Annotated in this window: 11 protein-coding genes; 8 read left to right on the top strand and 3 right to left on the bottom strand. The window is 67.3% G+C overall.

All coding sequences use genetic code 11. From position 1 onward, the window contains the following. The first annotated feature begins 10 nt into the window (after positions 1-10). From odhB to lpdA, 3 genes are read left to right on the top strand one after another with little or no spacing between them, the layout of a single operon-like run. A complete protein-coding gene (gene odhB, locus BGO20_RS22840; RefSeq protein ID WP_291664224.1) occupies positions 11-1,237 on the top strand; it encodes a 2-oxoglutarate dehydrogenase complex dihydrolipoyllysine-residue succinyltransferase in 1,227 nt (408 codons plus the stop codon). A gap of 19 nt (positions 1,238-1,256) precedes the next feature. Then, positions 1,257-2,000 (top strand): SDR family oxidoreductase, encoded by a 744-nt coding sequence (locus tag BGO20_RS22845; protein ID WP_291664225.1) that lies wholly within the window; start codon positions 1,257-1,259, stop codon positions 1,998-2,000. 38 nt (positions 2,001-2,038) lie between these two features. Next, a complete protein-coding gene (gene lpdA, locus BGO20_RS22850; protein ID WP_291664226.1) occupies positions 2,039-3,442 on the top strand; it encodes a dihydrolipoyl dehydrogenase in 1,404 nt (467 codons plus the stop codon). A gap of 85 nt (positions 3,443-3,527) precedes the next feature. Here the strand turns inward: lpdA and folD are convergent, their stop codons facing one another. Next, positions 3,528-4,388, bottom strand: a complete 861-nt coding sequence (gene folD, locus BGO20_RS22855; RefSeq protein WP_291664227.1) for a bifunctional methylenetetrahydrofolate dehydrogenase/methenyltetrahydrofolate cyclohydrolase FolD — start codon at positions 4,386-4,388, stop codon at positions 3,528-3,530. 192 nt (positions 4,389-4,580) lie between these two features. On the opposite strand from folD, the gene BGO20_RS22860 reads away from it, so the two are divergent. The 5 genes from BGO20_RS22860 to BGO20_RS22880 all read left to right on the top strand — a co-directional run bounded on the left by BGO20_RS22860 (position 4,581) and on the right by BGO20_RS22880 (position 9,518). Further along, a complete protein-coding gene (locus BGO20_RS22860; protein ID WP_291664228.1) occupies positions 4,581-5,903 on the top strand; it encodes a cytosine deaminase in 1,323 nt (440 codons plus the stop codon). Continuing rightward, on the top strand, positions 5,900-7,324 hold the full coding sequence (locus BGO20_RS22865) for an FAD-binding oxidoreductase (RefSeq protein WP_291664229.1): 1,425 nt from the start codon (positions 5,900-5,902) through the stop codon (positions 7,322-7,324). Before BGO20_RS22860 ends, BGO20_RS22865 begins: the two co-directional genes overlap by 4 nt. A gap of 5 nt (positions 7,325-7,329) precedes the next feature. Further along, entirely contained in the window at positions 7,330-7,911 is a 582-nt protein-coding gene (locus BGO20_RS22870) for an NAD(P)H-dependent oxidoreductase (protein WP_291664230.1), read from the top strand. Between the two features lie 103 nt (positions 7,912-8,014). Further along, complete coding sequence (locus tag BGO20_RS22875) at positions 8,015-8,497, top strand: MarR family winged helix-turn-helix transcriptional regulator (protein WP_089174105.1); 483 nt, start codon at positions 8,015-8,017, stop codon at positions 8,495-8,497. Positions 8,498-8,591: 94 nt separating this feature from the next. Then, positions 8,592-9,518, top strand: a complete 927-nt coding sequence (locus tag BGO20_RS22880) for a DMT family transporter (protein WP_291664231.1) — start codon at positions 8,592-8,594, stop codon at positions 9,516-9,518. Between the two features lie 179 nt (positions 9,519-9,697). Here BGO20_RS22880 and BGO20_RS22885 read toward each other — a convergent pair whose 3' ends face one another. Then, positions 9,698-11,662, bottom strand: a complete 1,965-nt coding sequence (locus BGO20_RS22885) for a potassium transporter Kup (protein WP_291664232.1) — start codon at positions 11,660-11,662, stop codon at positions 9,698-9,700. A 78-nt stretch (positions 11,663-11,740) separates the two neighbouring features. Continuing rightward, entirely contained in the window at positions 11,741-13,015 is a 1,275-nt protein-coding gene (gene ispG / locus BGO20_RS22890; protein WP_291664233.1) for a flavodoxin-dependent (E)-4-hydroxy-3-methylbut-2-enyl-diphosphate synthase, read from the bottom strand. Positions 13,016-13,019: the final 4 nt, after the last annotated feature.

The raw sequence follows: 13,019 nt of genomic DNA on the forward strand, positions 1-13,019 counted from the left end.
GAGGCCTGACATGGCGACCGAAATCCGCGTACCCACCCTCGGCGAATCCGTTTCCGAGGCCACGATCGGCAAGTGGTTCAAGAAGCCGGGCGAGGCCGTGAAAGCCGACGAGCCTCTCGTCGAGCTCGAGACCGACAAGGTGACGCTGGAGGTCAACGCGCCGGCCGCCGGCGTGCTCGGCGAGATCGTCGCCAAGGAAGGCGAGACGGTCGGCGTCAACGCGCTGCTCGGCTCGATCGCCGAAGGCGGCGCTGCCGCCGCTGCGCCCGCTCCCAAGAAGGAAGAGAAGGCTGCCGCGGCTCCGGCTCCTGCCGAGGCGCCGAAGGCGGCTGCGACCAAGGCGGCGGATTCCGGCCCGGCCGTGGCGCGGCTGGCCGCTGAGAGCGGCGTCGATCCGTCGAGCGTCCCGGCCTCCGGCAAGGACGGCCGCGTGACCAAGGGCGACATGCTGGCCGCGATCGCGACGGGCGGTGCGGCTGCTCCCGCCACGGCTCCCGCTCCGGTTCAGGTCCGCGCCCCCTCGGCGCCGGACGACGCATCGCGCGAAGAGCGCGTCAAGATGACGAAGCTGCGCCAGACGATCGCGCGCCGCCTGAAGGAGGCGCAGTCCTCGGCCGCGATGCTGACGACCTTCAACGAGGTCGACATGACAAACGTCATGGCGCTGCGCAACCAGTACAAGGATGCGTTCGAGAAGAAGCACGGCGTCAAGCTCGGCTTCATGGGCTTCTTCGTGAAGGCCTGCGTACAGGCGCTGAAGGAAATCCCGGCCGTCAACGCCGAGATCGACGGCACCGACATCATCTACAAGAACTACTACCACATCGGCGTCGCGGTCGGCACCGATAAGGGCCTGGTGGTTCCGGTGGTGCGCGATGCCGACGAACTTTCCATCGCCGGGGTCGAGAAGAAGATCGGCGAGTTCGGCCGCAAGGCCCGCGACGGCAAGCTCTCGATCGAAGAGATGCAGGGCGGCACCTTCACCATCTCGAACGGCGGCGTCTACGGCTCGCTGATGTCGACCCCGATCCTGAACGCGCCGCAATCGGCGATCCTGGGCATGCACAAGATCCAGGAGCGCCCGATGGCGATCGGCGGCAAGGTCGAGATCCGGCCGATGATGTATCTGGCGGTCAGCTACGACCATCGCATCATCGACGGCAAGGAGGCCGTGACCTTCCTCGTCCGCATCAAGGAGGGGCTGGAGGATCCGGCGCGCCTGGTCCTCGACCTCTGAGCCGTTGAAGGAGGACGTCGTGGCGGGCGTTGCGATCGTCACCGGCGGCAGCCGGGGTATCGGCCGGGCGGCCGCGATCCTGCTGGCGGAGCGCGGCTACGACGTCGTGGTGAACTACCAGTCCAACGCGCAGGCCGCGGCCGAGACGGTCGCGGCCGTCGAGGCGCGGGGCCGGCGCGGCCTGGCCGTCCAGGGGGATGTCGGCAGCGAGGCCGACGTCCTGGCGATCTTCGCCGCGGCCGACAGGCTCGGCCGCCTGACGGCGCTCGTCAACAACGCAGGCGTCGTCGACCGGCCGCAACGCATCGACGAGATCAGCGTCGAAAGGCTGGAGCGGATGTTCCGCATCAACCTCACCGGCAGCTTCCTGTGCGCCCGCGAGGCGGTGAAGCGCATGTCGACGCGCCATGGCGGGCAGGGTGGCGGCATCGTCAACCTGTCCTCTGCCGCGGCGGTGCTGACGGCGGCTGGCCAGTATGTCGATTATGCCGCCTCGAAGGCGGGCATCGATATCTTCACGCTCGGCCTCGCCCGCGAGGTGGCGGCCGAAGGCATCCGCGTGAACGCGGTCAGGCCGGGCATCATCGACACCGAGATCCACGCCAGCGGCGGCCTGCCGGACCGCGTCGCGCAGATGCGCGACCAGCTTCCGATGAAGCGCGAGGGCACGGCGCATGAGGTGGCGCTGGCGATCGCCTGGCTTCTCTCCGACGAAGCCTCCTACACCAATGGCAGCGTCCTGAACGTGACCGGAGGCCGCTGACGGCCACGCCGGACCCCACAACCCGAAAGGAAACCATCATGGCTGCGGCCTACGATCTCGTCGTCATCGGAACCGGCCCCGGCGGCTATGTCTGCGCCATCCGCGCCGCCCAGCTCGGCCTCAAGGTCGCCGTGGTCGAGAAGCGCAAGACCCATGGCGGCACCTGCCTGAACGTGGGCTGCATTCCGTCCAAGGCGCTGCTGCACGCCTCCGAGATGTTCGAGGAGGCCGGCCACACCTTCGACAAGCTCGGCATCGTCGTCGGCACGCCGAAGCTCGATCTCAAGGCGATGATGGCGCACAAGCAGGAGACGATCGACGCCAACGTCAACGGCGTCGCCTTCCTGTTCAAGAAGAACAAGATCGACGCCTTCCATGGCACGGCCTCGATTCCCGCCGCCGGCAAGGTCGTCGTCACCGGCGAGGACGGCAAGACGCAGGAGATCGAGGCGAAGAACATCGTCATCGCGACGGGCTCGGAATCGGCACCGCTGCCGGGCGTCGAGATCGACGAGAAGACCGTCGTGACCTCGACCGGCGCGCTCGAGATCGGCTCCGTGCCAAAGGAGCTCGTCGTCGTCGGCGCCGGGGTGATCGGCCTCGAGATCGGCTCGGTCTGGGCGCGGCTCGGCGCGAAGGTCACCGTGGTCGAGTTCCTCGACCGCATCCTGCCCGGCATGGACGGCGAGGTCGCCAAGCAGTTCCAGCGCATCCTGGAGAAGCAGGGCTTCAGCTTCCAGCTCGGTTCCAAGGTCACCAAGGTCGAGACGGCTAAGAAGGGCGCGACCGTCACCGTCGAGCCGGCGGCTGGGGGCGAGGCCAAGACTCTCAACGCCGATATCGTGCTGGTCGCGATCGGCCGCCGCCCGAACACGGACGGCCTCGGTCTCGACAAGGCCGGCGTCGCCACCGAGCGCGGCCGCGTCGTCATCGACGACCATTTCAAGACTAGTGTCGCCGGCATCTACGCCATCGGCGACGTGGTGCGCGGGCCGATGCTGGCGCACAAGGCCGAGGATGAGGGCGTCGCGGTTGCCGAGATCATCGCCGGCAAGGCCGGCCATGTGAACTATGACGCCATTCCCGGCATCGTCTACACCGCGCCGGAAGTCGCCGCGATCGGCAAGACCGAGGAGGAGCTGAAGGCGGCCGGCGTCGAATACAAGGTCGGCAAGTTCCCCTTCACCGCGAACGGCCGCGCCCGCGCGATCCGCCACACCGACGGCTTCGTGAAGTTCCTGGCCGACGCCAAGACCGACCGCGTGCTCGGCTGCCACATCATCGGCCCGCATGCCGGCGACCTGATCGCGGAAGTGACGGTGCTGATGGAGTTCGGCGGCTCGGCCGAGGACCTCGCCCGCACCTGCCATGCGCATCCGACGCTGGCCGAGGCGGTGAAGGAAGCCGCGCTCGCCGTCGACAAGCGCCCGATCCATATGTGATCGAGCTTGCTGACCGGGCTCCGAGCTCGGCCCGGATGTCCCTGATTTCGAAGGAGCTGCAGCCTTGCAGCTCCTTTTTCGTTGATTATCCCCGCCGGGCGTGGAAGGCCGTCAGCGTGTTCTTGAGCAGGCAGGCGATGGTCATCGGGCCGACGCCGCCGGGGACAGGGGTGATCGCGCCAGCGACCTTCACGGCCTCCGCGAAATCGACGTCGCCGGTCAACTTGCCGTCGGGCAGGCGGTTGATGCCGACATCGATCACCGTCGCGCCAGGCTTGATCCAGTCGCCCTTGACCATGCGCGGCCGGCCGACGGCGGCGACAACGATGTCGGCGCGGCGCACGACGCCGGGCAGATCGCGCGTGCGCGAATGGGCGATGGTGACGGTGCAGTCGGCCTGGAGCAGGAGCTGAGCGACCGGGCGGCCGACCAGTTCCGAGCGGCCGATCACCACGGCATCGAGGCCGGAGAGCGAAGGCAGCGCCTGCTTCAGCAGCAGCATGCAGCCGAGCGGCGTGCAGGGCACCAGCCCGTTCTTGCCGCCGGCGAGCAGGCCGGCATTGATCGGGTGCAAGCCGTCGACGTCCTTGGCGGGATCGATGGCATCGATGATACGGCCGGTGTCGATATGCTTCGGCAGCGGCAGCTGCACCAGGATGCCGTCGACGCTGTCGTCGGCGTTGAGCTCGGCCAGCTTGGCGAGGAGCTGCACCTCCGTCGTCTCGGCCGGCAGCCGGTGGGCGGCCGAGTTCATGCCGACTTCGACCGCGAGCTTCTCCTTGGAGGCGACATAGACCTTGCTCGCCGGATCCTCGCCGACGAGGACGACATGCAGGCCGGGCACGAGCCCGCGAGCCGCCTTGATCGCCGCGACCTCGCGGCCGATCTCGGCCCTGAGCGCCGCCGCGGTGGCCTTGCCGTCGATGATGCGGGCTTCGCCGGTCATGGGTCCGACCTCGTTCTTGCTGATGACGCCGCCCTCATGCGCGATCCGGCCGGCCCGGACAAGTCCGAATGCGACGCCCGCATGACCGCTGGCGCCATCGGCGGGGGAGGACCCGCCCGCGCGGCTTGCGGGCCTCGGGACCGCCCGGTATCGACGGAGCGAGGGGTGGCCTGGCAGGAAGGGAACGGACACGTGACGACCGGTTTCGCTCGCTTGCCCGATGCGCCCGCCTTCCGTCTCGCCGATCTGCGCGTTCCCGCCTGCCTGATCGACGGCGATATCGCGGCCGATCGCAACGGGCTGGCGCGCATCGATCTCACCATCGCGGATGGCCGGATCGAAACGATCGCGCCGATCGGCGTCATGGCTGCCGGAGCGGGACCGACACTCGATCTCGACGGTGGCATCGCGCTGCCGCGGCTGGTCGACTGCCACACCCATCTCGACAAGGGCCATATCTGGCCACGCAGCCCCAATCCGGACGGTACTTTTCCCGGCGCGCTGAAGACCGTCGGGGCCGATCGCGAGGCGAACTGGTCGGCTGAAGATGTGCGGGCTCGAATGGATTTCTCCCTGCGTACCGCCTTTGCCCATGGTACCGCGGCGATACGGACTCATCTCGACTCGCTGGGCAAGCAGATCGGGATTTCCTGGCCGGTCTATGCCGAGCTGCGCTCCGAATGGGCCGGGCGCATCGCGCTTCAGGCTTCGCCGCTGTTCGGGGCCGATGCTGCGCTCGATCCATCGCATATGCAGGCGATCGTCGCTGCTGTGAAGGCTCATGGCGACGGCCTGCTCGGCTGCGTCACCTACATGATCCCGGAGCTCGACCGGGCTCTCGACATTCTCTTCCGGGCGGCGATCGAGAACGGCTTCGACCTCGATTTCCATGTCGACGAGACCAACGACCCTGCGGCACGCTCGCTGGAGCACATCGCGGATGCGGCTCTGCGCCATCGCTTTGAGGGCAGAATCCTCTGCGGACATTGCTGTTCGCTCGCCCTGCAGGCGCCGGAGGACGAGGCGCGGATCATCGCCAAGGTGCGCGAGGCAGGCATCGCCGTGGTCTCGCTGCCGCTGTGCAACATGTACCTGCAAGACCGGCAGCAAGGCCGCACGCCGCGCTGGCGCGGCGTCGCGGCGCTGCATGAACTGAAGGCCGCCGGCGTGCCGGTGATGATCGCCTCCGACAATACGCGCGATCCGTTCTACGCTTATGGCGACCTCGATCTCGTCGAGGTGCTGCGCGAGGGCACGCGCATTCTCCAGCTCGACCATTCCGGGCTCGATTGGGCCAACGCGGTGGCCCGGACGCCGGCGCAGGCGATGGGTGTCAAGGCCGGCGTCATCGCGGTGGCCGCGCCGGCCGATCTCATCCTGACGCGGGCGCGCGGCTGGACCGAACTCTTCTCCCGGCCGCAGGCCGATCGCACGGTGCTGGTTTCGGGGCGGGCGGTCGACCGGACCTTGCCGGACTATCGCGAACTCGACCATCTGATGGGCCAAGCATCATGACGACCCGCTACGACATCGCCGCGCTGAAGACCCGTCTCGTGGGCATCCGCACGGAGGAGAACCCCGCGCTGGTGAAGCAGAAGAGCCGCGACTTTTTCTGGTATTCGCCGGTGCTCAAGCGCCAGCTCGACCATGTCGTCGCCGATATCGTGATCTCGCCGGTGAGCGAGACGGAGGTGGTTCAGGTGCTCGCCGCCTGCCACGAGCTCGGCATTCCCGTGACGCCACGCGGCACTGGCACCGGCAATTACGGTCAGGCCATGCCGTTGTCAGGCGGCGTGCTGCTCGACCTCTCGGGCTTCAACAAGGTCAAGGAGATCGCTGCCGGCCGTTATGTCGCCGAGCCCGGCGCGATCATGGCCCGGATCGACGACGAGACGCGCGCGCATTCGCGGCAGGAATTGCGTCTGCACCCCTCGACCTACCAGACGGCCTCGATCGGCGGCTTCATCGCCGGCGGTTCGGGCGGCGTCGGCTCGATCAAATGGGGTGGCCTGCGCGACTGGGGCAACATCATCCGGCTCAAGGTCGCGACGATGGAGGCAAACCCGCGCATCCTCGAATTCTCCGACGAGGATTTGCACAAGGTCGCCCATGCCTATGGCACCAACGGCATCATCACCGAGGTCGAGATGCCGCTCGGCCCGGCCTATGACTGGGTCGACGTCATCGTTGGCTTCGAGAATCTGCGCGCCGCGACCGAGTTCGCCAATGCGGTCGGCGAGCAGGACGGGCTCGCGCTCAAGAACCTCTGCGTCGTCGCTGCGCCCGCGCCGCATGACTACTTCCTGCGCCACCGCAAGTTCCTGCCGCGCGACAGCCATCTCGTCATCGTCATGGCCGCAGATTTCGCGGTCGACGCGCTCTGCGCCTATGCGCGGCGCTTCAAGGGCGCGGAGCTGCTGCTGCGCACCGACAAGCTCTCGCCGGAGGACGCCAAGGGCCTGCCGCCGGCCTACGAGCTCGGCTGGAACCACACGACGCTCAGGGCTTTGCGCGTCGACCCGGCGATCACCTATCTGCAGGTGCTCTATCCCTTCCCCAACCAGGTCGATCTGGTGGACAAGATCCATGCCCGCTTCGGCGACGAGGTGACCTGCCATCTCGAATTCGTGCGCTTCGACGGCAAGATCACCTGTTTCGGCCTGCCGCTGGTGCGCTTCACCACGGAGGAGCGGCTGGAGGAGATCATGACGATCCACGAGGAGATGGGCGCGCCGATCTTCAATCCGCATCGCTACACGCTGGAGGAGGGCGGCATGAAGCAGACCGACGAGACGCAGCTCGCCTTCAAGCGCGAGGCCGACCCGCAGGGTCTGCTCAACCCCGGCAAGATGATCGCCTGGGAGGATCCGAGCTACGATTACCGCTCCGGCAAGACCTTCCTGTTCCGCAGTCTCGCCGAAGCCGGCGTCGGCTAAACACCATGCGGGTCCTTGTCCTTTATGCTCATCCTGTGCCGGAAAGCTTCGGCGCCGCCGTCCATGCGACGGTGATCGCCAGCCTGAAGGCGGCAGGGCACGAGGTCGACGATTGCGATCTCTATGCCGAGGGCTTCGACCCGTTGCTGAGCCGGGAGGAAAGGCGCGGTTATCACGATACGGCCAGCAACACATTGCCGGTTGCCGGCTATGTCGAGCGTGTGAAGCGCGCCGAAGCGCTGGTGCTGTGCTTCCCGGTCTGGAATTTCGGCTACCCGGCCATGCTGAAGGGGTTTTTCGACCGCGTCTTCCTGCCCGGCGTCTCCTTCGATCTCGCCGGCGGCAAGGTCACGCCGGCGCTCGGCAACATCCGCAAGCTCGCTGCCGTGACGACTTACGGGGCCTCGCGCTGGACCGCTTTCCTGATGGGAGATCCGCCGCGACGGCTGGTTCGCCGGGCGCTGCGCGCGGTCTGCCATCCCCTGGCGCGGACGCTTTATCTGGCGCATTACGACATGAACCGCGCGACGCCGGAGAGCCGTGCCGCTTTCCTGCAAAAAGTCGCGGCCAAAGTCGCAGTCTTTTAGGACCGACATCGCATTGTCATCTGTCTGTCATGTTCGCAGGCGAATAGGCAGCCGGCGAAGCGTCTTCCTTATCCGCGCAAGGATTCGCCCGAAGGACGGCCCCATGACCAAGGCTCTCGAGAAAAGTGTCGGTCGCGCCCTGCTGGTCACGGCAAGGCTCCATCGCTCGCGGATGGGCGAACGGTTGAACGGGCTCGGCCTCTTCCCCGGCCAGGAACAGGCGCTGAAGGCGCTCCAGCCCGCCCCGATGACGATGGGCGAGCTCGCCTCGCTGCTCCGGGTCAAGCCGCCGACCGTCTCCAAGACCATCGGCAGACTCTCGTTGCAGGGGCTGGTGACCCGCGAAGGCGGCAACCGTGACGGCCGGCTGGTCCAGGTCGCGCTGACCGAGGCCGGGCAGAAGACCGCGGCGGAGCTCGATGCGGTCTGGAACGATGTCGAGGAGGAACTGCTCGACAAGCTCGACGGCAAGGAACGCAAGCAGTTGCGGAAGCTGCTGCGCAAGGCTGCCAAGGGGCTCTCCAAAGCCGGCGCCGACCATGACGACCCGGAGATCGACGGCGAAGAGGCCGATAGCGACGCCTGATTGACGCATGGAACGCATGCGTCTCCGTGCTGGCAGGGCCGGTCAAATCGGTTAAATCTGCTCGCATCATTCGCTCAGAGCATAGCGAGGCGGCTTGCCTGCGCCTTCCCCTTCTCTCGACGAGGCGCGCCGCGCGCGGCTGACGGCCATCGGGCTGATGTGCGCGGCCGTGCTCTGTTTCGCCCTGCTCGACACCAACGCCAAATGGCTCGGCCTCAACGGCATGGATCCGCTGATGGTGAGCTTCGGGCGCTACGGCGTCAGCGTGCTGCTGGTCTCCTTCCTGATCAATCCCTGGAGCCATCCCGGCGTCCTGAGGACGAAGCGGCCCTGGCTGCAGTTCTTCCGCTCGCTGATGCTGCTCGGCTCGACCGTGCTGAACTTCTTCGCCCTGCGCTATCTCCAGTTGGCCGAGACGATCTCGATCATGTTCGCGGGGCCGTTCCTGGTCGCACTCGCCTCCGGCCCGCTGCTGGGCGAGTGGCCGGGGCCGCGCCGCCTGGTCGCGATCGGCATCGGCTTCCTGGGCGTGCTGGTGGTGACGCGTCCCGGCATCGGCGGGATGCACCCGGCGGCGCTGCTCTCGGTGCTCGGCTGCTTCTGCTACGCCTTCTACGTGCTCTCGACGCGGATGCTGGCCGGGTCCGATTCCTCCGAGACAACGATGGTCTATTCGGGGCTCGCCGGCACGCTCGCGCTGCTGCCCGTCTTGCCTTTCGTCTGGTCGGCGCCACAGAACCCCGTTGCCTGGGCGTCGCTGTTCGCCACCGGGTTCTTCGGCGCGGTCGGCCACTGGATGCTGATCCTGGCGCACCGGCTGGCGCCGGCGACGGTGCTGGCGCCGTTCATGTACTCCCAGCTCGCCTGGATGGTGCTGATGGGCTGGCTCGTCTTCGGGCAGTGGCCCGACCGCTGGACCCTGGCCGGCGGCGGCATCGTCATCGCCTCCGGCCTGTATCTGCTCTATCGCGAGCGGGTGCGGCATGTGCCGGAAGAGGCGAGCTCGGTGCGGCTGGACTGAGAGATTCCTCGCCAGGTCTACCGCGGCGGCCGACTGACGGCGCTGTTCTGCGCTTCCGGTGCTCACATACGGCAGTACGCTCCGCTCCGGTTCTCGAAAAACTCCGCCATTCGGCTGACCACAGCGACTTGGCGAGCAGTCTCCGACGCGAGCTCATTCGCGACAACGATCGGAGTCTCTCAGACCGTGACCTGCGTTCCCACCTCGACGACGCGGCCGGTCGGGATCTGGAAGAAGTTGGTCGCGTCGGTCGCGCTCTTGGTCAGGCTGATGAACAGGTTGTCCTGCCAGACCGGCATGCCCGACTGCGGCGAAGGCTTGATCGAGCGGCGCGACAGGAAGAACGAGGTCGACATGATGTCAAACTTGAAGCCCTGCTTGCGCAGCATGGCGAGCCCCTTCGGCACGTTCGGGCTTTCCATGTAGCCATAGACGAGGTCGACCCGCCAGAAATCGTCGGTGATGCGGGAGAGGCGCACGCGCTCCTCCTCGGCAACGCGTGGCGTGTCGGCGGAGCGCACGGTCAGGATGACATTGCGCTCGTGCAGGACCTTGTTGTGCTTGAGGTTGTGCAGCAGCGAGGCCGGCGCCGTCTCCGGATCGCTGGTGAGGAAGACCGCCATGCCCTTGACGCGCGCGGGCGGGCTCTTGGAGAGCATCGCGACGAGCTCGAGCAGCGGCACGTCGGTCTTGCGGGTCTTGTCGAACAGGATCTTGGTGCCGCGCATCCAGGTCCACATCACCAGCACCAGCGCCATGGCCAAAAGCACCGGCACATAGCCGCCATGGAACAGCTTCAGCATGTTGGCCGAGAAGAAGGCGAGGTCGACCGCCAGGAACGGCAGGATGATCGCGACCGTGGCGGGCAGGCCCCAGCCCCAGTGGCGGCGGATCACGATCGCGGCGAGCAGCGAGGACACCACCATCGTGCCGAAGACCGAGATGCCGTAGGCGTGGGACAGGCTCGACGAATTGCGGAACGACCAGACCAGGATCAGCACGACGACGAGCAGCATGTGATTGACGCGCGGCACATAGATCTGGCCCGAGGTCTGCTCCGAGGTGTGGCGGATGTCCATGCGCGGCAGCAGGCCGAGCTGGATGGCCTGGCGCGTCAACGAGAAGGCGCCGGTGATCACGGCCTGGCTCGCGATGATGGTGGCGACCGTCGCGAGGATGACGAAGGGCAGCAGGAAGCCTTGCGGCGCGAGCTTGTAGAACGGGTTGTCGATGGCGCTCGGGTCAGACAGGATCAGCGCGCCCTGGCCGAGATAGTTGAGCCACAACGCCGGGAAGACGACATAGAGCCAGGCGCCGCGAATGGGGCCGCGGCCGAAATGGCCCATGTCGCCATAGAGCGCCTCGGCCCCGGTCACGGCGAGGCAGACCGAGCCGAGAACCGCCAGCGAGACGCCGGCATGATCATGGAAGAAGAGCAGGGCGTAATAGGGGTTGATCGAGCGGAAGACGCTGAGATCGTCGGCGATGTGGTAGATGCCGAGCCCAGCCAGCGTCGCGAACCAGATGAGCATGATCGGGCCGAAAAAGGCCGCGACCTTCTGCGTGCCGTGGCTCTGGACGAGGAAGAGACCGATCAGGATCGCCGAGGCGAGCCAGAGGATGTAGTCGTCGAGCACCGGGGTGACGAGCTTGACGCCCTCGACCGCCGAGAGGACGGAGATGGCCGGCGTGATGACCGTGTCGCCATAGAACAGCCCGGCGCCGATCATGCCGAGCAGCAGGGCGAGGCGGCTGCGATTGCGGCCGAGCGCGCGCTGGGCCAGGGCGACGAGCGTCAGGATGCCGCCTTCGCCGTTATTGTCGGCCCGCATCAAGAGAACGACATATTTCAGCGTCACCACGATGACGAGCGACCAGAGAATCAGCGAGAGGACGCCGATGACCACGGTCGGAGGCACAGAGGCGTTCTCGACGCCACCCGTCGCGGCGAGGATGGTCTCGCGCAGCGCGTAGAGCGGGCTCGTGCCGATGTCGCCATAGACGACGCCGAGCGCGCCGAGCGCCAGCGCGGCGAAGCCATGCTTGCCGTGGCCGTGCCCGCCGGCGCTGCCGTTGCCGTCGTCCAGACCGAAACGCGAATCTTCCGGCCTGACGGTCGAAAGACCCGTTTGTTCATGCCCCATTCGGGATCTCCGCGCGTGCTGCAGTGCAGCGCAAGGCCGGGGCCTCTAGCATAATGCGGACGACAGGCAAAGGGATGGTCAACTCGCCGCGCCGCGCCCGGCGCCGAAGCGGCGCGTCACATACTCGGCTACCATGCCCTTGAACTCCTCCGCGATTCCGGCGCCCCGCAGGGTCGCGACCTTCTTGCCGTCGACGAAGACGGGGGCCGTCGGGGCCTCGCCCGTGCCCGGCAGCGAGATGCCGATATCGGCATGCTTCGACTCGCCGGGACCGTTCACGATGCAGCCCATCACTGCGACGTTGAGCGTCTCGACGCCGGGATAGACTGTCTTCCATTCGGGCATGGAGCTGGAAATCCAGCTCTGGATATCCCGGGCCAGCTCCTGGAAAACGGTCGAGGTAGTGCGGCCGCAGCCGGGGCAGGCGGCGACGAGCGGCACGAAGGCGCGGAAGCCCATGGTCTGGAGCAGTTCCTGCGCCGTCTTGACCTCGAGCGTGCGGTCGCCGCCTGGCTCGGGGGTCAGCGAGAAGCGGATGGTGTCGCCGATGCCTTCCTGCAGGAGGATGCCGAGCGCGGCCGAGGAGGCGACGATGCCCTTCGAGCCCATGCCGGCCTCGGTCAGGCCGAGATGGATGGCGTAGTTCGCGCGGCTCGCCAGCATGCGGTAGACCGTGATCAGGTCCTGCACGCCGGAGACCTTGGCGGAGAGGATGATGTATTCGCGGCCGAGGCCGAGCTCCTCGGCGCGCTCGGCCGAGAGCAGGGCGGACTGGACCATGGCCTCCCGCATGATGGCGCGGGCGTCGAGCGGCCGGGCTGAGCGGGCGTTCTCGTCCATCAGCGCCGTCAGCAGCTCCTGGTCGAGCGAGCCCCAGTTGGCGCCGATACGCACCGGTTTGCCGTGCTTGATCGCCATCTCGACGATCTGGGCGAACTGCTTGTCCTTCTTGTCCTTGAAGCCGACATTGCCGGGGTTGATCCGGTACTTGGCCAGCGCCTCGGCGCAGGCCGGATGGTCGGCGAGCAGCTTGTGGCCGATATAGTGGAAGTCGCCGACCAGCGGCACGTCGATGCCGATGCGATCGAGGCGCTCACGGATCTTCGGCACCGCAGCGGCCGCCTCGTCGCGGTCGACGGTGATGCGGACGAGCTCGGAGCCCTGGCGGGCGAGCGCTGCGACCTGCGCGACCGTCGCGGCAATGTCGGCGGTGTCCGTGTTGGTCATCGACTGGACGACGATGGGCGCGCCGCCGCCGACGGTGACATGGCCGACCTTGACCGGGACGGTGAGCTGGCGCGCCAGCGGGCCGGCATGCTCGGGGGTGAGGCTGGAGAAGGCGCGCTCGTTCATGCGG

This window comes from Allobosea sp. 67-29, from assembly GCF_001898115.1.
GTDB lineage: Bacteria > Pseudomonadota > Alphaproteobacteria > Rhizobiales > Beijerinckiaceae > Allobosea.

What these genes read in the sequence shown, in the direction of transcription:
- odhB (WP_291664224.1), top strand. Translation starts at nt 11, where the DNA reads ATGGCGACCGAAATCCGCGTACCCACCCTCGGCGAATCCGTTTCCGAG.
- lpdA (WP_291664226.1), top strand. Translation starts at nt 2,039, where the DNA reads ATGGCTGCGGCCTACGATCTCGTCGTCATCGGAACCGGCCCCGGCGGC.
- folD (WP_291664227.1), bottom strand. Translation starts at nt 4,388, where the DNA reads ATGACCGGCGAAGCCCGCATCATCGACGGCAAGGCCACCGCGGCGGCG.
- BGO20_RS22865 (WP_291664229.1), top strand. Translation starts at nt 5,900, where the DNA reads ATGACGACCCGCTACGACATCGCCGCGCTGAAGACCCGTCTCGTGGGC.
- BGO20_RS22870 (WP_291664230.1), top strand. Translation starts at nt 7,330, where the DNA reads ATGCGGGTCCTTGTCCTTTATGCTCATCCTGTGCCGGAAAGCTTCGGC.
- BGO20_RS22875 (WP_089174105.1), top strand. Translation starts at nt 8,015, where the DNA reads ATGACCAAGGCTCTCGAGAAAAGTGTCGGTCGCGCCCTGCTGGTCACG.
- BGO20_RS22885 (WP_291664232.1), bottom strand. Translation starts at nt 11,662, where the DNA reads ATGGGGCATGAACAAACGGGTCTTTCGACCGTCAGGCCGGAAGATTCG.
- ispG (WP_291664233.1), bottom strand. Translation starts at nt 13,015, where the DNA reads ATGAACGAGCGCGCCTTCTCCAGCCTCACCCCCGAGCATGCCGGCCCG.